At 56.7% G+C, this 20,306-nt stretch carries 17 protein-coding genes; 9 read left to right on the top strand and 8 right to left on the bottom strand.

From position 1 onward, the window contains the following. Positions 1-140 precede the first annotated feature (140 nt). Entirely contained in the window at positions 141-1,727 is a 1,587-nt protein-coding gene (gene rmuC / locus JQR90_RS05940) for a DNA recombination protein RmuC (protein WP_010797514.1), read from the top strand. A gap of 42 nt (positions 1,728-1,769) precedes the next feature. On the opposite strand, the gene JQR90_RS05945 is transcribed toward rmuC, so the two are convergent. After that, the gene (locus tag JQR90_RS05945) at positions 1,770-3,083 is read right to left on the bottom strand and encodes an MFS transporter (RefSeq protein ID WP_010797515.1); all 1,314 of its coding nucleotides are present in this window, start codon (positions 3,081-3,083) and stop codon (positions 1,770-1,772) included. A gap of 620 nt (positions 3,084-3,703) precedes the next feature. After that, positions 3,704-5,626, bottom strand: coding sequence for an AAA family ATPase (locus JQR90_RS05950; RefSeq protein ID WP_010797517.1), 1,923 nt, complete (start codon positions 5,624-5,626; stop codon positions 3,704-3,706). 432 nt (positions 5,627-6,058) lie between these two features. Between JQR90_RS05950 and JQR90_RS05955 the strand changes: the two genes are divergently transcribed. From JQR90_RS05955 to JQR90_RS05975, 5 genes are all read left to right on the top strand, one after another. Then, positions 6,059-6,844, top strand: coding sequence for an SIR2 family NAD-dependent protein deacylase (locus JQR90_RS05955; RefSeq protein WP_010797519.1), 786 nt, complete (start codon positions 6,059-6,061; stop codon positions 6,842-6,844). A 269-nt stretch (positions 6,845-7,113) separates the two neighbouring features. After that, entirely contained in the window at positions 7,114-7,743 is a 630-nt protein-coding gene (locus tag JQR90_RS05960; RefSeq protein WP_083603160.1) for a helix-turn-helix transcriptional regulator, read from the top strand. Between the two features lie 4 nt (positions 7,744-7,747). Beyond that, a complete protein-coding gene (gene csgE / locus JQR90_RS05965; RefSeq protein ID WP_019366624.1) occupies positions 7,748-8,140 on the top strand; it encodes a curli production assembly/transport protein CsgE in 393 nt (130 codons plus the stop codon). Continuing rightward, positions 8,137-8,559, top strand: a complete 423-nt coding sequence (locus JQR90_RS05970) for a curli assembly protein CsgF (protein WP_019366623.1) — start codon at positions 8,137-8,139, stop codon at positions 8,557-8,559. Before csgE ends, JQR90_RS05970 begins: the two co-directional genes overlap by 4 nt. Before the next feature lie 28 nt (positions 8,560-8,587). Next, on the top strand, positions 8,588-9,439 hold the full coding sequence (locus JQR90_RS05975; protein WP_010797523.1) for a CsgG/HfaB family protein: 852 nt from the start codon (positions 8,588-8,590) through the stop codon (positions 9,437-9,439). A gap of 41 nt (positions 9,440-9,480) precedes the next feature. On the opposite strand, the gene JQR90_RS05980 is transcribed toward JQR90_RS05975, so the two are convergent. From JQR90_RS05980 to pobA, 4 genes are all read right to left on the bottom strand, one after another. Further along, positions 9,481-10,554 (bottom strand): glycoside hydrolase family 5 protein, encoded by a 1,074-nt coding sequence (locus tag JQR90_RS05980; protein WP_010797524.1) that lies wholly within the window; start codon positions 10,552-10,554, stop codon positions 9,481-9,483. Between the two features lie 484 nt (positions 10,555-11,038). Continuing rightward, positions 11,039-11,836: a hypothetical protein gene (locus JQR90_RS05985; RefSeq protein WP_434140644.1), complete on the bottom strand. Its 798-nt coding sequence runs from the start codon at positions 11,834-11,836 to the stop codon at positions 11,039-11,041. Positions 11,837-11,902: 66 nt separating this feature from the next. Then, entirely contained in the window at positions 11,903-12,751 is an 849-nt protein-coding gene (nadC, locus tag JQR90_RS05990; RefSeq protein WP_010797526.1) for a carboxylating nicotinate-nucleotide diphosphorylase, read from the bottom strand. Between the two features lie 98 nt (positions 12,752-12,849). Next, positions 12,850-14,034: a 4-hydroxybenzoate 3-monooxygenase gene (gene pobA, locus JQR90_RS05995; RefSeq protein WP_010797527.1), complete on the bottom strand. Its 1,185-nt coding sequence runs from the start codon at positions 14,032-14,034 to the stop codon at positions 12,850-12,852. A gap of 169 nt (positions 14,035-14,203) precedes the next feature. Between pobA and JQR90_RS06000 the strand changes: the two genes are divergently transcribed. Next, positions 14,204-15,100 (top strand): helix-turn-helix domain-containing protein, encoded by an 897-nt coding sequence (locus tag JQR90_RS06000; protein ID WP_010797528.1) that lies wholly within the window; start codon positions 14,204-14,206, stop codon positions 15,098-15,100. A gap of 45 nt (positions 15,101-15,145) precedes the next feature. After that, complete coding sequence (locus tag JQR90_RS06005; RefSeq protein ID WP_010797529.1) at positions 15,146-16,003, top strand: LysR family transcriptional regulator; 858 nt, start codon at positions 15,146-15,148, stop codon at positions 16,001-16,003. Positions 16,004-16,043: 40 nt separating this feature from the next. Here JQR90_RS06005 and JQR90_RS06010 read toward each other — a convergent pair whose 3' ends face one another. Continuing rightward, the gene (locus JQR90_RS06010) at positions 16,044-17,222 is read right to left on the bottom strand and encodes an HPP family protein (RefSeq protein WP_010797530.1); all 1,179 of its coding nucleotides are present in this window, start codon (positions 17,220-17,222) and stop codon (positions 16,044-16,046) included. Between the two features lie 142 nt (positions 17,223-17,364). Continuing rightward, entirely contained in the window at positions 17,365-18,546 is a 1,182-nt protein-coding gene (gene hmpA / locus JQR90_RS06015; RefSeq protein WP_010797531.1) for an NO-inducible flavohemoprotein, read from the bottom strand. Between the two features lie 142 nt (positions 18,547-18,688). Here hmpA and norR point away from each other — a divergent pair, with 142 nt between their 5' ends. Beyond that, the gene (gene norR / locus JQR90_RS06020) at positions 18,689-20,239 is read left to right on the top strand and encodes a nitric oxide reductase transcriptional regulator NorR (protein ID WP_010797532.1); all 1,551 of its coding nucleotides are present in this window, start codon (positions 18,689-18,691) and stop codon (positions 20,237-20,239) included. The last annotated feature ends 67 nt before the right edge of the window (positions 20,240-20,306 follow it).

Here is a 20,306-nt window from a genome sequence, read left to right on the forward strand (position 1 = left end):
ACGTGGCGGCTGGCGGTACAAATGCTACCAGGCTGCTCTACAAATAATCCTTTCGCGCTAAAACTGGGCCGTAGGCACTGGACGGGCTCATCCGGCTTACATAAGGTGCGAGCTTTGATGTATCCGTTGTGAGGCTGGCTATGAATTCGCTGAACCTGATCTCCCTGGTGTTGCCGCTGGCGGCTCTGCTGGGGTGGGGCGTCACGGCAGCGTTGCTGGTCAGACAGCAGCAAGGTTTGCAGGCGCGCCTTCAGGAAACCCAGGAACTGATCGAGGCAGAGCGCAGTGAGGCCCAGCGGTTGGAAGTGGCCAACAGTCGGCAGGCGGTTGAGCTGAATGCCGAGCGTGACCGCATAAAGCAGCTGAAAGAGCAGATCGAGATGCTCCGGCAAAGCGAGACGGAGCTGCGTGGTCAGACGCGTCAGGCGCAGCTGGAGATGTCAGATTACCGTGCCGCGGCTGAAGCGGCGCGCGCGCAGCTGGACGGCCTGCAGCAACAGCTTGCCGAGCAGCGCACCCAGCAGGCCCGTGAGCAGCAGATGCTCCGGGAGATACAGACACGGCACGCCCAACTGGTGGAAGACCATGCCACCTTGCGGACCACGCTTGAGCAAAAAGAACAGCATTTCCTTGAGCAGACTCAGCTCCTGAAGGAAAGCCGCGAGCAACTCAAGGCGGAGTTCGAGCAACTGGCCAGCCAGATCTTCGAGGCGAAGGGGCAGACCTTTTCCCAGCACAGCCAGCAGTCGCTGGATGCGTTGCTCAAGCCGTTTCGCGAGCAGATTGATGCCTTCCGCACCAAAGTTGAAGATATTCACCACAAGGACACCCAGCAGCAGGCCGCTCTGGCACAGCAGCTGTTCGATCTGAAAGAGCTTAATCGGCAGATCACGCAGGAGGCCCATGAGCTGGCGACCGCTTTGAAAGGCCAGAAGAAAGCCCAAGGCAACTGGGGTGAGCTGATTCTTGAAAACGTGCTGGAGCGCTCCGGTTTGCGTCAGGGCACCGATTTCATGCGTGAGGTCAGCTTTACCACCGAGACAGGTCGTCGTCGGCCGGACGTCCTGGTGTATCTGCCCCAGAACAAGCACCTCATCATTGATGCCAAGGTCTCGCTCAACGCCTATACCCGCTACATCAATTGTGAAGATGAGGCCGAGCGCCGGATCGCTCTGGCAGAACATGTGCGCGCGGTAGGAGAGCGCATCCGCGAGCTATCGGATCGTGAGTATTTCAAGCTGCCGGGACTCAATGCACCCGAGATGGTTTTCATGTTCGTACCCATCGAGTCGGCATTTGTCGAGGCCCTCAAGGCAGACGAGACCTTATTCCAGCGGGCCATCGAACAGAATGTGCTGGTCGCAACCCCGACCACTCTGCTAACCAGCCTCAATATTGTCCGGCAGCTCTGGCGCTTCGAAGACCAGAGCCGGCACACCGCCGAACTGGCTGACCGTGCCAGCAGGGTATACGACAAGCTACGGACCTTTCTGGGAAGCATGGACGGTATTGGCAAGAGCCTGGAAAAAGCCCAGGAGGCTTATCACAAGGCCTGCGGGCAGCTCGTTAGCGGGCAGGGCAACCTGGTCAAGCAGGTCAACGATTTCCGTGCGTTGGGTGTGTCCGTCAAAGCCGAGATCGATGAGCAGTGGGCAGAGCGGGCGGACCTTGAACTGAACCTGATTTCCCTTGAGGGGGAGTCGGTGTTTCAGGAACGAGAGGTATAAAAAAGCGCGGCACAGGCCGCGCTTTTCCATTCAGGAGCAGGCTCAGCTCTTGGCTGGTTCGGCGCCAGTGAGTGTCTGGTTCGCATTAGCCGGCTGCGTGTCGGTCAGGTGAGAGCGGTCGGTTGCCACGTTCCAGACGATCAACGCCGCCACGATGTCGAAAATGGCTAGCACGATAAACAGTGGGCTGTAGCCTACCTTGGTCACCAGCACGCCGAAGACAAACGTGAACGCCGCGGCGCCCAGGTAGCCGAACATGCCGCCCATGCCGGTAGCCGTCGCCACTTCATTCTTGCCGAATGCGTCAGCAGTCACCGAGTACAGCGCTCCTGAAAGCGTCTGATGGGCAAAGCCACCGATGCAGAGCAGGGCAATCGCGGTGTACGGGCTCGCCACAAGGCCAGTACAGGCTGGTGCGATCATGCAGAAGGCACCCAGCATCAGTACGATCTTGCGCGAGGTGAACAGCGAGACCTTGAGGTGCTTGTGGAAGAAGGGGCTCATGTAACCGCCCAGCACGCAACCGATGTCTGCCGCCAGGAAGGGAAGCCAGGCAAACAGAGCCACTTCCTTAATGTTCATGTGACGTTCGGTCATCATGTACAGCGGAATCCAGGCGTTGAAGGTCTGCCAGGCCGGCTCGGACAGAACGCGCGCCGCTCCAATGGCGAAGAAGTTACGGCTGGTCAGAATCTTTTTCCAATTGGCTTTGGCAGGCGTCTCATCCTTGTGCTGGGCTTCCTGGCCCGAAAGAATATAGTCCCGCTCGGTGTCGGACAGCAGTTGCTGCTGACGCGGATGTTTGTAGAACACCAGCCAGAGGGCGCTCCATACAATGCCGAGCACGCCCACGATCAGGAACGCCAGCTCCCAGCCGCTCTGCAGGATGGCCCAGACCACCAGCGGCGGTGCCAGCAGGGCGCCTATCGATGAGCCGATGTTGAACCAGCCAATGGCGACCGAGCGTTCCTTGGCTGGGAACCACTCGGAGGTAGCCTTTACCCCTGCGGGGATACCGGCCGCTTCTGTCAGCCCCAGTAGGCCCCGGAAAAACGCAAGCCCTTGCCAACCGTTGGCCATGGCCGCTGCTGCGCACGCCACTGACCAGGCAATAGCGAAAATCGCAAAGCCTAACTTGGTACCGATGGCATCCAGCAGATAACCTGCAATAGGCTGCATGAAGGCATAGCAGAGCTGCCAGGCGATTACGATGTGAGAATACTCTTCGGCGCCAAAATCGAGCTCTTTCATCATGGTGGGCGCTGCCACCGACAAGGTATTACGGGCCAGGTAGTTGACGATCAGACCGCCCGTGACAAGGGCGACCATCCACCAGCGGATTCCTTTTATTTTCATGACACACCTTTAATTGTTCTTAATGGTTGAGCTGTGCTGCAGGGCAGGGCTAAAGCGTTGAAACGCCGCAATGCGCAGTCAAATGCTGCGTTCGAAACAGGACACACAAGGCGAGCAACGGGCTCGAAGCGTTCGGCGTGATATCGCCATAGAGGGGCCTAAACACGGCCAACGAATAACGAAATGATGTGAATCGGAGGAAACGTGCATGAGGCACGATGGCTTCGAGAGGTGGATGTATGATGACTTTGATTTGACGCCGGACCTGCAGGTGATGCCAAGCAAGCGTGACACATGTAGACCTGTCAACAGGCTTACAACCGCGCTAGCAGGCGGGTTTACCTCTGCGCGATAAGTAGTCGGTGCCACACGGTTTCGAATAGGTGTAATCGCTGCGAGGGCCATAGCGCTACATATCCACTTGTTATGATTGTTGTGTTATACGTCGTCATACAACTGGAAATATTATGTAACGTTCCTTTGTTACTTTGTCAATTCAGACTATCGGCGAAAGGCAGACGGTTTTGCTTTCTACGGTAAGAAATTGCAGATTTTTCCCAATAAAAAAGCCCGCGGTGTTCACCACGGGCTTTGGGGGTCAGCAAGAGCTGCGGCGGAAATTAATCCAGCGTCCAACCGCTCATGGCTGCGTTCTGGGCACGCTCGGGATCGGCCTTGATGGCGCGATTGAGGGCCTTGACTGCCTCGCTACCGCCATGGGCAGCCAGAGCCTGCATGACATCCTCGCCCGGGATCGTCTCGTGCTCGAGCAGGCCTTGGGTAATGCTGTCCAAGGCCGGACGCAGGCGCTGCAACAGGGCCATGCATTGATCGTTCAGGCGATGTAAGAGCTCATCTGCGGCCTCGATGGACGTATTTGCATCGTATTCAATGCCGGCATCACGCAGTGCCTGAATGCTGATCAGCGAACCTTTCGGTCCCATACCCAATGAACCCACCATCGACAGGGCCAGCTTGGAGGCTTCCTGCAGGTCCTGGGCCGCGCCCGAAGATACTTCATGGAAGTAGATCTGTTCGGCACAGCGGCCGGCGAGCAGCATCTGGATACGAGCCTTGAGTTCAGACTCCAGATGCAGACGCTTGTCTTCTACCGGTGTTACCAGTGTCACACCCAAGGCCTGACCACGGGGCAGGATGGTCACCTTCTCGACACGCCCAGTGTTGAGCGCCGCTGCTACCAGGGCATGGCCGGCTTCGTGTACGGCAATACGGGTCCGCTCGGTATCGCTCAGCGGCGTGACAGCAGTAGGCTGCTCACCGATACGGCAGGTCTCGATCGCATCCACAAAGTGGCTCATGCTGACCTGAGTGCAGTTCTCACGTGCTGCCAGCAGCGCCGCATGGTTGGCAATGTAGGCAATGGCTGCAGGTGTCAGGCCAACGGTGTTACGGGAGAGGGCCTCGAAATCCAGGTCACCCTGCACCTGAATTTTCTTGGCGTACAGGCGGAACAGCTCGATACGGTCTTCCAGGGTTGGCAGACCGACCGCAATGGTCCGGTCGAAGCGGCCTTCACGCACCAGTGCCGGATCCAGCGAGTTGGCAAAGTTGGTCGCACCCAGGACAAGCACGCCGCTGGAACCATCGAAGCCATCCATCTCGGTCAGGAACTGGTTGATGATGCGGTTGGCTTCCGCGTCGCTTGAGCGGGACTGCTCGGCACGCTTGCCAATACCGTCGATCTCGTCGATGAAGATGATGCACGGTGCCTTCTTGCGCGCTGTACGGAACAGGGACTTCACTTTCTGAATGCCCACTCCGAAGAACATCGAGGAGAAATCACTGCCCGTCACCTGGATGAAATGCGCGTTGCATTCCGTAGCCAGTGCTTTGGCCAGCTGAGTTTTTCCTGTGCCCGGCTCACCAGTCAGCAAGACACCCTTTGGCGGGCGTGCGCCCAGTGCCGAGAAGGCGGCAGGGTTACGCAGGCAGGTAGTGATGTCCTCCAGTGCACGCTTGGCTTCATGGGCCCCAACGACATCCTCGAAGGAAACATTCGTTCCCTTGCGCTGGATCTTGAACGGGCTCATAGCGCGGAACGCCAGCGGTACGGCCAGCAGAAGCAGCAGCAGATAGGTGGGCAGGTTGGCCAACAGGCTTTCCATGACCGGACTGCGCTCAGCCGATTCGGCAAAAGTCGCAACCGGGAACAAGGTCTCGCCACGGTTCGAGTAGTCACGCAAAACCAGATCGCCGACCCGGCCAGAAGGATCGGCTACCGTGTAGTGAGCATTGGCCGTGGTAGTGATATACACCGCTTTTTCGCCAATCACAGCACCTGCAATGGCGTTGCTGCGCATGTCGTTGACCAGAACGGACAAGTCCTGCGGATGGTCTGTCCACGGTTGTGGTGCCGTGCGGACCGTATCAAGCATCGCTTGAACCGAGCCGGGGGCTGCTGTGCTGACAGTTGCCTGACTAGACGTCAGGCTCCAATAACCGATACTGCCAGCAATTACTGCAGCCAAGGCCAGCGCGGGAATAACAGTGAAACGATGCTTACTAAAAAAGGATTTCTTCATGGCGATTCCGGTGAGGCGAAACGTCAGCAAGAGAAAAATACTCTCGCTCGAAGGGAACTTCCGGATTATCGGCATGTAGCGCAGCGAGTGAACCCGCTCTTGTCGAAATACGATGAGTGGCGGCACCGTCGGTCGAGTTTGAAAACGATAAGGTATCTGTTGGTAAAAGAAAAATGAGAACTTTGAGCAATTGTGTAGCGTATTTACACAAGTGCTCTGGCATGCACTTCCCATTAAAAAGGTAGCGCCTGCCGCAAAAACTGGTTACGTTTCAACTGGCAAATTCATATTAATTGGCTACAACTGGATAAGCATTTCATATTCAGACAAGAACGTTTTATTCACCAATAGGACCTTTGGTGAAAAAAGACCGGAAAGGCCTCTTTATAAAAGCAGGATCGGCCCACTCATGGAAAGATTGGAACAGATGTTATGAGCCAAACCCCATCCTCTACGTCCCTGGCGATAGATGAAGCGCTGAAACACTGTATTCGCGATGCACAGCACGTGGTGTTCTTTACCGGTGCAGGCGTATCGGCCGAAAGCGGCATTCCCACCTTTCGAGATGCACAGACCGGACTCTGGGCAACATTCGATGCCACCGAACTGGCAACCCCCGAAGCCTTTGAGGCGGATCCGGCCCTCGTCTGGGGATGGTACGAATGGCGTCGTATGAAGGTGCTGAAGGCTCAGCCCAATCCGGCCCATCTTGCCATTGCCCGTCTGGCCCAGCACTTTCCACGCGCTACCGTCGTTACCCAGAATGTCGATGATCTGCACGAGCGTGCCGGGAGGGCCGATGTACTGCACCTGCATGGCAGCCTGCATCAGCCGCGCTGTTTTGCCTGCGGCACCGGCTATTCGTTCGAGCGTGAAATACCGGTTGAACCAGATCAAGGTCGTCGTGTCGAACCGCCACGCTGTTCCAGGTGTAATGGTTTTATAAGGCCGGGCGTCGTCTGGTTTGGCGAGTCGTTACCGGTACAGGCCTTGCAGCAGGCATTTGATGCGGCAGCCCAGTGTGATGTCCTATTTTCCGTCGGTACATCCGGTGTGGTCTACCCGGCCGCTCAGATGCCTCATATTGCGCGTGATGCCGATGCCGCGGTCGTTCATATCAATCCACAGCCGGTTTCAGGAGTACATTCCGATGACTGGACGTTGATTGGTGCAGCAGGTGATCTATTACCTAAGTTGGAAAGAGAAGTCTTTTCCTGATGTATCTCGTTACGTGAATACAGTCCTGTTTCATAAAGTGTTCACGTTGGTTCTTGAGAATTCTGTTGTTTCAATCCAGCCTGCTGAATATTCAACCGTCATCAGGGAGTGATGCCAAAAGAATCTCAATATATCGCTGTGTTTAATTTCTCATTTGTTTGAGGCGAAATGGTTTCAGGGGCTTTTTTGTTTGTGATCGCAAGATCGTTGGATAGCCTACCGACATTAAGAATAACCGAGGCTTAAAGTTGAGTTCAGCAGACGCCATTATGGCAACAGGCCGCCCGCCACTTACCGTCAAACTACTGACCAAGAATCAGTTGTTGGGGCAGTTATTCCAGCACTTTCTCAATCAGCAGACGGAATTCGAGTTATGCGTGGGGGACTTCAATGGATTGGAAAAGGCCAAGGCATCTCTCTGGCTGCTTGATGTCGGTAGTGTCGCATTCGAGCAGTGCTCGGCTGTGCTGGATCAGTTGATTGGTCAGGCACCGGTTGCGCTGGTCAATACCTCGGATGAGCAGGCGCAGCAGCTCATCGAAAAGCATCCCGAGATCAAGGGAATCTTCTACACCCATACCTCCCGAGAGCTTTTGTTCAATGGCATACAGGCCCTGCTGATGGGACGGGACTGGTTGCCACGTGATGTCATGGAGCGTCTGATCGAGCGCTATCGGCGGATGCAGACACTGGAAGAGGAGGCGGTGGACCTGACCGGGCGCGAGCGTGAGATCCTGAGCCTGGTTGGCAAGGGTTATTCAAACGCGGAGATTGCTCATCAGCTCTGCCTGAGTACACATACCATCAAGAGTCATATTCATAACCTGCTTCGCAAGATTGGCGCCTCCAATCGTGCAGAGGCCGCGCTGAAGTTCTACGAAAAGAGTAAAGGACATTAACGCAATGAAGCGCTGGGGAGTCGGACTGCTGGGGATGATGATGCTGATGTCGGCACAGGCTGCCGATGATGAGGAGAATATCCAGGGCTTTATCGTCGACAACACGATCTCCCGCTTCGGTCACGACTTTTATCGCTATTTCAGCGATCGGTTGGTCGATACCAGCCAACTGGATTTCAACTTGGTAGTACGCGAGAGGCCTTCTGCGCGTTGGGGAAGTTTGGTCTGGGTGGAGCATGACCAGCGAGTGGTTTACCGACAGTTCATCCAACCCAATGTCGCGGAGCTCAAAGGCACAGCCTACGCAGCGGCGGACATGGTCAAGGACACAGTCGCTAAACAAAAACTGGAAAATCTTTTATATGACACCTTCGACATGGACAGAGACGAGCTATGAAGAATAAGAACGTACATTCAGCAACGATGCTAGGGCTGCTATTGCTAGGTTCCGTCTCGTCGCTTCAGGCCACTGAACTGGTCTATACCCCCAAGAACCCCGCCTTTGGTGGTAGTCCGTTAAACGGTTCGTACCTGCTTGGTAACGCGCAGGCCCAGAATGACTACGACGATCCGGATGCCAAGTCTTCCAGCAGTATGTCGGCCATCGAGCGCTTTACCAGTCAGTTGCAGTCGAGCCTGCTTTCGCAGGTATTGACCAATGCCCGTAACGGCAAGGCAGGCAGCGTTACTACCGACGATTTCATCGTCAATATTCTCAATGACGAAACAGGGCAGCTGGTCATCCATATTACGGATCGGGTGACAGGCGAGGTCTCTGAGATTGCCGTAAACGGATTGGCCGGAACGACTTACTAAGCAGCACGCTAAACCAGGAATAGCCATTATGAAACGACTCATGATGTCGTCAGCGTTGCTGTGCGCGATGCTGATGCAGGGATGTTCTGTGCGTGACCCCATGCCCGCCGAACAAAATGCCCAACCTACACTGACCCCACGGGCTTCCACCTATTACGATCTGCTGAATCTGCCGGCACCGCGAGGCAAGCTTGTTGCGGCCGTCTATGGGTTCCGTGACCAGACCGGCCAGTACAAGCCCAGCCCGGCCAGCTCGTTCTCTACCGCCGTCACCCAGGGTGGCGCCAGCATGTTGGTCGATGCACTCCAGGCCAGCGGCTGGTTCGTGGTGCTGGAGCGTGAGGGGCTGCAGAACATTCTGACCGAGCGCAAGATCATCCGGGCGACCCAGAGCAAGCCCAACACGCCACAAAACATTCAGCAGCCGCTCCCTTCACTGCAGGCAGCCAATATCCTGCTGGAGGGTGGCATCGTTGCCTACGACACCAATATTCGCAGCGGCGGCGAAGGCGCTCGCTACCTGGGAATCGGTGCGTCCCAGGAATACCGGGTCGACCAGGTGACGGTCAATCTGCGCGCCATCGATGTACGTGGCGGACAGGTATTGGCCAACGTGATGACATCCAAGACCATCTTCTCGATTGGTCGCTCGGCGGATGTCTACAAGTTCGTCGAGTTCAAGAAGCTACTAGAGGCAGAGTCTGGCTATACCACCAACGAGCCGGCTCAGCTTTGTGTACTGTCGGCTATCGAAGCGGCTGTCGCGCATCTGATTGCCCAGGGGATCGAGCGTAAATTGTGGGTCGCCTCCGATGTTCATGCGCTGGATGATAATGAAGTCCTGAGCAAGTACGTGACCTCGAAAACGATGCCCAAGTAAGCCAATGGGGCCTCAAGCAGGCCCCATTTCCATAGGTCCGATCAATTCGGGCCTATTTGTATGCACTGACTAGGTGTGCTCAGGTATTTCTTGAGCGTCGGCCATTGCGGGCGTTCCTGTCCATTCACGGGCTCAACCGCCAGGTTGTAGTTACCCCAGCCAGGACCTGCCGCCCAATAGGTTGCCGGGATACAGTTCTGTCTGAGATAGGCCAACATGTTGTCCATCAGTACCAGCCAGCGAGGATCATTGTCCGGGACGCCAAACTCGCCGATATAACCCTTCTTGCCATGCTTTTTCAGCCACTCTACGAAAGGCTTCACACGCGCCACACCATACATGGGGTCCAGTGTGCTGACGTCCACGGTCTCGTAGGTGCCACCGGAGTTGTTATCGAAATAGGTGTGCGCCGAGAAAATCAGATTGTCGGACGGGTCTTTCAGATTGAGCAGCGAATCGTTCCATTGCGCCCAGCGGGTTGCCTCCGCCCAACCATTGCCTTCGACAATAATGGGTTTGACCTTGTCCACCGTACGCACGCCATTGATGCCATGCTGTGCTGCGGTCGGCCAGTAATCGAGCGCACCGTTGGGTTCATTCATGATGTCGTAGGCGTAGAGGGCAGGGTGCTTGGCCCAACGAAAGGCGATGCGGTACATCACGTCGTGGTAGGCCGCATACGGCACGTTCTTTGTACCGATCAGCTCACCGCGATAACGCGCATAGTTATGCAGGTCCAGAATGACGCGCACATTGTATTTCTGTGCATAGTTCATGGTCTGCTGGATCAGCCCTACATAGTCTGGATCGAGCATGTTGTAGAGCTTGGGCTGTAGGCGCTCCCAGATAATAGGGAAGCGAATCAGGCGAACGCCTCTCTCGCTCCAATCCTTGAAATGGGTTTCCGTAGGGAAAATGTAGTTGCGGTTGTTGAGGCCGGGTAGAACATGGGCCGCAAACCCAGCGCCCGACATGTTCAAGCCAACCAGACCGACGCTTAAATCATCCGCTTGGGCTGTAGCGGATAGCGTAGCCACAGAAGCAGAGAGCAGCAGCCCCTGTACTGCACCACGAAAGAGGCGTCTGAGTCGTGCGATGGATTCAAAGCGGTTCATGAAAGTTTCCCCAATATTGAATAAATCAATTACCAGCTGCTGTGTTGCGCTGGATAAGCCGTGACAGTCGTTTAAGCGCCGAGGTGATTTCTGAGGCGCATGCTGTCGTTGTGCTTGGCGTATCGACGGCTTAGCGTTTGGCTTGAGGAACGAAATGGCAGTGAAAGGGCCGTCATAGAGCGGCGATTAGTCGCAATAATGGCTATTTGGAATGATTGATTCAGGGCTGTCAAAAATATGGCGAAAGCGCTTATAAAAATAATTGGCGCGGCTAAGTGACAATGAGTCAACGATTAACCGGAGCTATGAATGATGTTCGGGACAGATATTTTCGTGAACGAAAAACGCACAGGAAGCGCGAGGCGGACCAGCGAAGAGGATTTGAAGCGTTAACAGCTAAAGTTCTAAAGTGTGAGCTTGATCAATATATCGGTGGCCTCTGCCGCTGCTGCAGAAGCCACCGATTCCAAGGGCATTCCAGACGTTAATGTACGGATTGGGCGCCCACCTTGCTGAGCACTGCAAGGGTCTGCTTGAGCGCGGCGAAGGCAGCGTTAGTATTCTCATCCGTACTCAACAGGCCGTCGAACAGGCTGGCAATCAGCACGTTATCCCGCTGCGTAAAGGTTTCGATAATGGCCGTTGCGTTCACCTTGGCAGCCGTACCGGTTGCCTGGATATGCTCAACCAGCAGCGAGGCAAGCAGGGCAACATAGCGGGCTGCCAGAGGGTAGGCCTTGAGAAACACACTGTAGGGCGCGTCAAGCAGGCTTGGAGAGAACCCTTTGGCGAGACCACGTTGAGCCGTAGCGGCTGCCAGGTGAATGGCTGCATCACGGTCCTGAATAACGGCAGGATTATCCTGCAGCGCCTTGCTCATATGGGTAATAAGTGTGTTGAGAAATACCTTGCGGTTGGCCAGGTATTCGTCTTCGATATCCAGCAGGTTCTTGTGGATGTATGCCAATTGCCGGGCTTCTTCTTCGCCTTCGGCGGCAATCGTCGCGTTAAAGGCTCGCGTCAACGGCGCGGCGAGGATGCTGGGTTTGCGTCCTTCCAGCTCGGCCTGAAGAATTGGCCCGCTGGAATCTGAAAAGAAGATGCGATCCTTGTACTGCTTGAACAATCCGTTGCGGGCCGTTACCCATTGCTCGGGTTGAAAGAGCTGTACGGCCGTGCTGTCGGAAATGATGACACGGTTCTTGGGACGCGCGGACAGGTAGGCTTCCAGCTGTGGGCTGGTGAAGGCGCTGCTATCGATGACAAGGTAGCGATGGCTCACAAAGGTTCCTTGATAAAGCCTGCGGGCCAGCGAACCGGCTTGCAGTGAACAACAGGAGGCATATGATCAAAGCGCCAGGCGCATGGAAAGATCCAGTGCCTTGACGTCTTTGGTCAGCGTGCCTATTGAAATATAGTCGACACCGGTTTCGGCGATTGGGCGAATGGTCGTGTCATTGATGCCGCCCGACGCCTCCAGCCTGGTGCGGCCCGCATTGATTCTTACGGCCTCGCGCATATCCTCAAGCGAGAAATTGTCGAGCATGACGATTTCAGCGCCTGTGGCCAGGACCTGCTCCAACTCAGCGAGGTTCTCAACCTCTACTTCAACCGGTTTGCCGGGGGCGATACGACGCGCCGTCTCTACAGCCTGGGCAATACCGCCACAGGCCGCAATATGGTTTTCCTTGATAAGAAAGGCATCGTACAGACCAATGCGGTGATTATGACAGCCACCACAGGTAACGGCATACTTTTGTGCCAGCCGCAGGCCGGGTAGGGTCTTGCGCGTATCCAGCAGGCGGACCTGAGTACCGCTGACCAAGTCTGCGTAGTAACTGCAGCGAGTCGCTGTGCCTGACAGCAGTTGCAGGAAGTTGAGCGCTGTTCGCTCGCCCGTCAGCAGGGAGCGGGCGGGGCCTGACAGGGTAAAAAGAATTTTGTCAGCCATGACCCGTTCCCCGTCCCGAACCTGCCATTCAACCTTTACGGTGGAATCGATCTGGCGGAACACCTCATCGACCCAGGCGGTGCCGCAGAGGGTGGCGTCTTCGCGGGTAATGACAGTGGCCCTGGCGGTGCGGTCGGCAGGGATGAGCTGGGCGGTGATGTCGCCGGTTCCTACATCTTCAGCCAGCGCAGTGCGGACGTTGGCCTGAATTTCTTGAGGTAATTGTTCTAGGTAGGTGCTGGGCATGGACAGTCCTGGCGTGCAGCGTAAAACGCAGCCGAGTGGATGCGCTTTACGGGCGTGGGTCAAGACGGCCAGATTACCAGAGCTTGGCTGCCGTCGCCTTATTCGATGGGTTCATAAGGCAGACCGACATAGTTTTCGGCAATGGTTTTTCTACCGGCCTCAGAACCCAGGAAATAATCCAGCTCGGTCTGCTGGATGCGGTGGCCAAAGTCATCCGTATCAGGAAAGCGATGGAGCAGGGAAGTCATCCACCAGGAAAAACGCTCGGCTTTCCAGACGCGGCGCAAACAGACCTCCGAATAGCGTTGTAGGAGATCCGTACGGGCGTCGTGATAGACCTTGGTCAAAATCCGGTACAGGGTGCAGACATCGCTGGCCGCCAGGTTCAGCCCCTTGGCCCCTGTGGGTGGAACGATATGCGCCGCATCGCCGACAAGGAAGAGATGACCATACTGCATGGGCTCGACCACAAAGCTGCGCAGAGGCGCGATGCTTTTCTCGATAGAGGGGCCGGTAACAAGTCTGGCAGCGGTTTCGGCCGGCAGGCGCTGTTTGAGTTCATCCCAAAAGCGTTCGTCGGACCAGTCCTCGACCTTCTCGTCAGCGGAAACCTGCACGTAATAGCGGGTACGCGTCTTGGAGCGCATGCTGCATAGGGCAAAGCCGCGCTCATGGTTGGCATAGATCAGCTCTTCGTTCACCGGTGGGGTGTCGGCCAGGACGCCCAGCCAGCCGAAGGGATACACCCGTTCGAACGTCTTGAGCGCGTCTGCCGGAATCGACTGGCGCGAGATGCCATGATAGCCATCGCACCCGGCGATATGGTCACAGTCCAGGCGTACGGTTTCGCCATTCTTTTCAAAGGTCACATAGGGCTTTTCGCCTTTCAGCTCGTGAAGCTGTACGTTGCTGGCTTCGTAGACACTAAGCGCACCACTGGCCTTACGTGCTTCCATCAGATCTCGGGTGACTTCGGTCTGGCCGTAGATCATGACCGTCTTGCCACCGGAAAGCGTCTTGAGGTCGATGCGCTCTTGGCGACCCTCGAACGCCAGCTCGAATCCATCGTGGACCAAGCCTTCCCGATCCATACGCTCGCTGACGCCAGCCTCGCGCAAGAGGTCGACCATGCCCTGTTCGAGGACGCCAGCACGAATGCGGCCTAGCACGTAATCAGGACTCTGACGTTCGAGGATAACGGTGTCGATGCCAGCGTTGTGCAGCAGCTGACCCAGGAGAAGGCCGGATGGACCGGCGCCGATGATGGCGACTTGTGTCTTCATTGTTATGGTCTCTCGCTTATTGTGTCGTCACGTCCGGCGAAGGGGTGGCCAGCGTGCGTTCTTATCTGCGTCGCCTGTATTTTTGGTTGATCATTGCCGGGCGAGAAGGCACTTTACGTAGGAAGTTCTGGACTTTTATAAACACCCTTGCATAAGAATGAGGTCCACCATGAAACCGCCCGTGCCGAATATTCCGGTGTTCATGCTCTATGGCGACCCATTGGAATGGCCTACACCGGACCTGCTGCACTGCGAGTCCATTCCCAAGCGCAGCAGCCTGCACGATTGGGAGATTCAGTTGCACCGGCATGCTGATCTGGTGCAACTGCTCTATGTGCGAAAGGGATGGGCCGAGCTTAATGTGGATGGGCAGCAGACCCGGATCGATGATGCCGCCATCCAGGTGGTGCCTGCCTTTTGCATCCACGGATTTCGGTTCTCGGAGGACATCGACGGTTTTATTCTTACCCTGGCGATGCCCCTGGTTTCCCGGCTGCAGGAGCATCTGGGCGGGCAGACCCAGACCTTCAGCCAGCCTGCGCTTTATCAGGTCGGACGAGAGCGGCGTTACATCCACACGCTGTTTGCCGCGATCAATAATGAGTACAGCTCCTCGGCGCCGGCGCGGGACCTGCTCCTGCAATCACTGGTTGGGGTGTTGGCGGTATGGTTGGGGCGGCAGGTGATGGTGCGCGACGCCCAGGAGCGGCCCGAGCGGGGTCAGTCCTACCTGACTGCGTTTTCCCAGCTGGTAGAGGCGAATTACAGCAATCACTGGCCTATCGAGGCCTATGCCAAGGCGTTGGGTATCACACCGGCCTATCTCAATGGGCTTTGCAGGCGGCTGCGCGGACAGACCTCACTGGGCGTCATCCATCAACGGCTGTTGCTTGAGGCCAAGCGAAACCTGATCTACACGGGCCTTACGGTCAACCAGATTGCGGATCTGCTGGGCTTTTCCGAACCGGCGTATTTCACGCGGTTCTTCAAGCGGCTGGCCGGGGTGTCGCCCTCAGTGTTCCGCCAGGAGTCCTCCTCGCGCGAAGCAGAACTGCATACAGCCTGAGTTCATGGCTACACTGACGGCTCGCTTATCGATAATCGGATACCCATGGATCTTGAACTGGCCCGTACCTTTCTTGAAATTGCCCGGACTGGAAGCTTTCTGGCTGCGGCGGAACGGCTGCATGTGACGCAAACCGCGGTCACGGCGCGGGTACAGAATCTGGAAGCACAGCTTCAGTGCCGGCTGTTCGTACGTAACCGGGCGGGTGCCAGGCTGACGGCAGATGGTCAGGTGTTTGCCGGATATGCCAGTCAGCTGGTACAGACATGGGACGCTGCGCGGCGTGACCTGCCGCTGCCGGAGGGGTTTCGCAATCTGCTCACGGTAGGCGGGGAGGTCAGCCTGAGCAATCCATTGATCCTCAATTGGGTAAAGCGTTTGCGGGAGGCATTGCCTGGCTACGCGGTACGGGCTGAGATTGCCGACAGCAGTCGTCTGCAACAGCAGGTAGAGCAAGGCGTGTTGGATGCGGCACTGGTCTATCAGCCGGAATACTGGCCAGGAATGCAGGTCGAGCAGGTACTGGAGGAAAAGTTGATTCAGGTCTGCTCGGTAGCTCAACCTGAGCCCTACATCTACATTGATTGGGGCGAGGCCTTTCGCAAGCAGCACGACGCAGCCATGCCCGAAAAGGCGAAAGCGGCGCTTTCTTTCAGTCTGGGGCCTCTGGCCTTGCAGTACCTTGTACAGAATGGAGGTGCAGGATATTTCAGGACGCGCGTCGTCCAGAGCTATCTAGATAACGGCATTCTGCAGCGGGTAGAACGAGCACCAGAATTCACCTATCCCACGTATCTGGTGTACTCACGGGACAAGGAAACGCCCGTGCTTCAGGATGCGATCCAGTTGCTGCGAGACGTGATCGGTGAGGACGCAGACTGGTCCCAGCGTTGGGAGGGATGATCCCAGGAGGGCGCATGGTTAAGGCCATGCGCCCTCTGAATCAGGCGGCGCTTTCCTCGGAGGTGCGCTGATTGGCCGCCTCACGGTGAGTAAGTACGTTCTTCAACCAGCGTTGGTAGAGCGCAGCGATCAGGTCGGTCTGGCTGATGATGCCGACCAGGTTGCCCGGCTCATCCAGGACAGGCAGGTAATGCAGGCCCTTGTCTGAAAGCAGTGACACCAGCTCCACGATATGGGTGGTATCCCGCACACATTGCACATGGCGTGTCATAAAGCGCTCAAGCGGGATATCGCCTGGATTACCCTGCGCGTTCGGCGAGCCCGGCTCGATGGCCTTGAACAGGTCGGCCAGGGTCACGATGCCCACCAGATGCTTTGCCTCATCAAGAATCGGCAGCGCTTTCAGGTGATGAGATTCCAGCAGGTTCCAGGCATCCTGTAACCGCGTGTCAGGATGGGCGATCTGTAGGTCCCGCGACATGATCTGAGCGGCGGTGATGGCGCCCATGCTACGACTCAAGGCGTGGCGCTCGGTCTGACGGACCAGGGACTCAAGGTCGTCTCGAGTGATGTCGACAACGCCACCAAACTCCTTCATGGCAAGCTCAAGATCTGCCGTCGTAAAGCCCGCACGCTGCGAAGGAAGCGGGTCTCGTGTGTTATGCGGATTGACAGCGGGCGCCGGAGCCTTTGGGTAAGGCAGGCGAGTCAGGTTGTTGTAGATCAGGGCGCCTGCCAGAACGATTAGCGAACAGAGCGCCACCGGCAGCATGATGTACAGACCGATTTGTTGAAAAGCCGGCCCGCCCAGGCTGACTGCCACGACCACTGCGATGCCCGGTGGATGGAGGCAACGCAGGCTGAACATGGTCACGATGGTCAGCGCCATCGCCACCGCGGCGGCCAGCAGGGTATGGTCGATCCACTGGCCAACCAGTGCACCAATTCCAGCAGCCACTACGTTGCCGCCGATAATCGACCAGGGTTGCGCCAGAGGACTGGACGAGACAGCAAACAGCAGCAGGGCTGATGCACCGATAGGGGCTGCAATTCGCAGCGCAATCTCGAGTCCGTAGAAGTGAGTACACGCCAGAACGCTGGCTACCATGCCCAGGCAGGCGCCAAGCGTGGCACGGACCAGTTCACGGGGCGGGGCTTTGACGGCAACAGGTTTGAAACGCTTGAACCAGGGCAGCAAGGAACGCAGTCTTTTTTTCACGATTATTAGAGGCTTTTATAGGCACGCAGGTAATAGCCTCTTTATCCTAGCGAGCCTCCTGGGATCGATCTAATAAATAATAATGAGCCTTTTATTCAATAAAAGTGAATTAAAAGGCGGGCCTTGAGACCCGCCTCTTTACTCAAGCTTCCAACGATGCTGCTGGCCCAAAGAATTCATAATGACTTTGCGCTTCAGGTACACCCAGCGCTTTCAGCTCACGCTTGATCAGGGCCATGAAGGGCTTTGGACCCAGGAAGTAGGCATCCAGGTCACGATTCTCGGGTAGCCACTGCTCCAGTAGTGCATGTGTTAAAAGTCCGTTTGCATCGCCCTGATCCTCGGGACGCGGATGGCTGTAGCAGAAGTAGCAGCGTAGCTGAGGATGCTTTGCCTTCTGCGCTTCGAGCCACGGGCGGAAGGCTTGGACGCCTGCATCGCGGGCGCAGTGGATAAAGGTAATGGGACGACGGGTTTCGAGTGCCGCTTCCAACATGGTGAGTGCCGGAGTGATGCCGACACCAGCGGTAATGAAGACCAGAGGCTTGTCAGATGGCCTGAGCGTAAACTCGCCTGCCGGTGGGAAAAGCTCAAGACGATCCCCTTCGTTTACCTGGTCGTGCAGGTAATTGGAAACACGGCCATCGGCCTCGCGCTTAACGCTGATGCGGTATTCGCGACCGTTGGCGCGTGCCGATAACGAGTAATTACGGCGTACCTCTTCACCCTCCAGATTCAGGCGCATGCCAATGTATTGGCCCGGTTGAAAGTCCAGCAGGGCACCGCCGTCCTCGGGTACCAGGTAAAAGGACGTGATCTCGTCACTCTCAGCCACCTTGCGGGCAACACGAAACCAGCGACCGCCACGCCAGCCGCCGGGGGCTGCCTCATGAGTGGCGTACAGATCTTCCTCGGCGCCAATCAGGATATCGGCCAGCTGACCGTAGGCTGCGGCCCAGGCATCGATCACTTCGTCAGTAGCGATTTCCTGGCCCAATACCTCGCGAATAGCCCGCAGCAGGCAGGTCCCTACGATGGGATAATGTTCCGGCAGAATCTGCAAGGCGACATGCTTGTTGACGATCTGAGCCACCAGCGGGCCGAGTGCCTCCAGTTGGTCGATATGACGGGCATACATGAGTACGCCATTGGCCAGGGCACGAGGCTGGGCGCCACTGGCCTGATGCGCTTGGTTGAACAAGGGGCGGACCTGCGGGTACTCGTTGAGCATCATCTTGTAGAAGTGAGTCGTCAGCACCTCACCTCCGGTTTCCAGCAGCGGAACGGTGGACTTGATGATTGTGCGTTGTTGAGCGGTTAACATGGTTCAGCTCCTGCGTTGGCTTTACCTGAGTAATACACGAGGCATGCCAATAGCAAGGGCTTTTAAAATCAATAGGTTATCTAGATTCGAGTCATTTTGACTGCTTAATGTGTTTGTCAAAATGACTCTATGAGAGGTCATAATGACCACGGCTCCGTTGTTGTCTGCACTGATTCCCCTGGTCGCCGACCTGTCCCGAGAGCTGCCGGAGCAAGAGCGCTATCGCAAATTATTGCTGGCACTTCGGGAGTTGCTGCCCTGCGATGCCGTTGCCTTGCTCAGGCTGGATGGCGATCAACTGATACCACTAGCCGTACAGGGGCTCAGCCCTGATACGTTAGGGCGACGCTTTCGCATCAGTGAGCACCCGCGGCTCAAGGTGCTGATCGAACATCGAGGGCCGACCCGCTTTGCAGCAGACTGCGACTTGCCCGATCCCTATGACGGTCTGGTTGAGGGCCATGAAGCTCTTGAGGTCCATGACTGCCTGGGCTGCCCGCTGTATGTGCAGGATCAGGTCTGGGGATTGCTGACACTCGATGCCCTGGACGAAGCGCGTTTCGGCACTGTGGATCTGGACATGCTGCAAGCCTTTGCCAGTCTGGCTTCGGCCACCGTAACAGCAGCCGAGCGGATCAATGCTTTGACGCGACGCGTGGCCGATGAAAGCCAGTTGGCTGAACTCTACAAGCAGGCAGCAGGGCAGGTGCGAACCCGTGAGCTGATCGGGCAGAGTGCTGCACACAAGCAGCTCCTGCAGCAGATCGCTCTCGTAGGGGATAGCGCCCTGACCGTATTGGTGACGGGAGAGACCGGTGTTGGCAAGGAGCTGGTGGCCGAAGCCATTCACGCGCAGTCTGCCCGTGCACGCCGGCCCTTGATCAGCATCAATTGTGCGGCGCTGCCGGAAACCCTGGTCGAAAGCGAGTTGTTCGGGCATGTGCGTGGCGCCTTTTCCGGAGCGATCAGCGAGCGCAGCGGCAAGTTCGATCTGGCCAATGGCGGGACGCTGTTTCTGGATGAAGTGGGTGAAATGCCTTTGGCGGCTCAAGCCAAATTGCTCCGGGTTCTACAGAGTGGTCAGCTACAGCGGGTAGGCTCGGATCGTGAGCATCATGTTGATGTTCGGGTCATTGCGGCCACCAACCGCGATCTGGCCGAAGAGGTAAAAGCTGGCCGTTTCAGGGCAGATCTCTACCATCGTTTGAGTGTGTACCCGCTGAAGGTGCCCGCCTTGCGCGAGCGTGGACGTGATGTACTGCTGCTGGCCGGCTACTTTCTTGAGGAGAACAGGGCGCGATTAGGATTGCGTAGCCTGCGCCTGAGTCCTGAGGCGCAGAAGTCATTATTGACCTATGACTGGCCTGGGAATGTGCGCGAGCTGGAGCACCTGATCAGTCGCGCCGCACTCAAGGCGCTGTCGAGCCACGGCGAGCGGCCCCGTATCCTGAGTATCGACAGCCGCTCGCTGGATCTGCCCACTGCAGTACCCATTGCAGACATAACGCCTGCTGTTGAAAGGCCCGACCTGCCTGTTAGTCTTCCCTTGCGCGAAGCGGTAGATACCTATCAGAAGCAATTGATTGAAACATCGCTCGAGCGGCATCACCATCGGTGGGCGGATGTAGCCCGAGAACTGGCCGTTGACCGTGCCAACCTGAGCCGCCTGGCCAAGCGATTGGGGATCAAGTGATGTAGCTAACCTGATCCAGATCAGGTTTTGGGTTCAAGCGCCGCTGCACCATGGGTATCCGGAGCGG

It is taken from the genome of Pseudomonas sp. JZ114, assembly GCF_051027705.1.
Classification (GTDB): domain Bacteria; phylum Pseudomonadota; class Gammaproteobacteria; order Pseudomonadales; family Pseudomonadaceae; genus Chryseomonas; species Chryseomonas luteola.

Bases quoted from the DNA above. Each gene is read 5' to 3' on its own strand.
- rmuC (WP_010797514.1), top strand. From the start codon at position 141: ATGAATTCGCTGAACCTGATCTCCCTGGTGTTGCCGCTGGCGGCTCTG.
- JQR90_RS05945 (WP_010797515.1), bottom strand. From the start codon at position 3,083: ATGAAAATAAAAGGAATCCGCTGGTGGATGGTCGCCCTTGTCACGGGC.
- JQR90_RS05950 (WP_010797517.1), bottom strand. From the start codon at position 5,626: ATGAAGAAATCCTTTTTTAGTAAGCATCGTTTCACTGTTATTCCCGCG.
- JQR90_RS05955 (WP_010797519.1), top strand. From the start codon at position 6,059: ATGAGCCAAACCCCATCCTCTACGTCCCTGGCGATAGATGAAGCGCTG.
- JQR90_RS05960 (WP_083603160.1), top strand. From the start codon at position 7,114: ATGGCAACAGGCCGCCCGCCACTTACCGTCAAACTACTGACCAAGAAT.
- csgE (WP_019366624.1), top strand. From the start codon at position 7,748: ATGAAGCGCTGGGGAGTCGGACTGCTGGGGATGATGATGCTGATGTCG.
- JQR90_RS05970 (WP_019366623.1), top strand. From the start codon at position 8,137: ATGAAGAATAAGAACGTACATTCAGCAACGATGCTAGGGCTGCTATTG.
- JQR90_RS05975 (WP_010797523.1), top strand. From the start codon at position 8,588: ATGAAACGACTCATGATGTCGTCAGCGTTGCTGTGCGCGATGCTGATG.
- JQR90_RS05980 (WP_010797524.1), bottom strand. From the start codon at position 10,554: ATGAACCGCTTTGAATCCATCGCACGACTCAGACGCCTCTTTCGTGGT.
- nadC (WP_010797526.1), bottom strand. From the start codon at position 12,751: ATGCCCAGCACCTACCTAGAACAATTACCTCAAGAAATTCAGGCCAAC.
- pobA (WP_010797527.1), bottom strand. From the start codon at position 14,034: ATGAAGACACAAGTCGCCATCATCGGCGCCGGTCCATCCGGCCTTCTC.
- JQR90_RS06000 (WP_010797528.1), top strand. From the start codon at position 14,204: ATGAAACCGCCCGTGCCGAATATTCCGGTGTTCATGCTCTATGGCGAC.
- JQR90_RS06005 (WP_010797529.1), top strand. From the start codon at position 15,146: ATGGATCTTGAACTGGCCCGTACCTTTCTTGAAATTGCCCGGACTGGA.
- hmpA (WP_010797531.1), bottom strand. From the start codon at position 18,546: ATGTTAACCGCTCAACAACGCACAATCATCAAGTCCACCGTTCCGCTG.
- norR (WP_010797532.1), top strand. From the start codon at position 18,689: ATGACCACGGCTCCGTTGTTGTCTGCACTGATTCCCCTGGTCGCCGAC.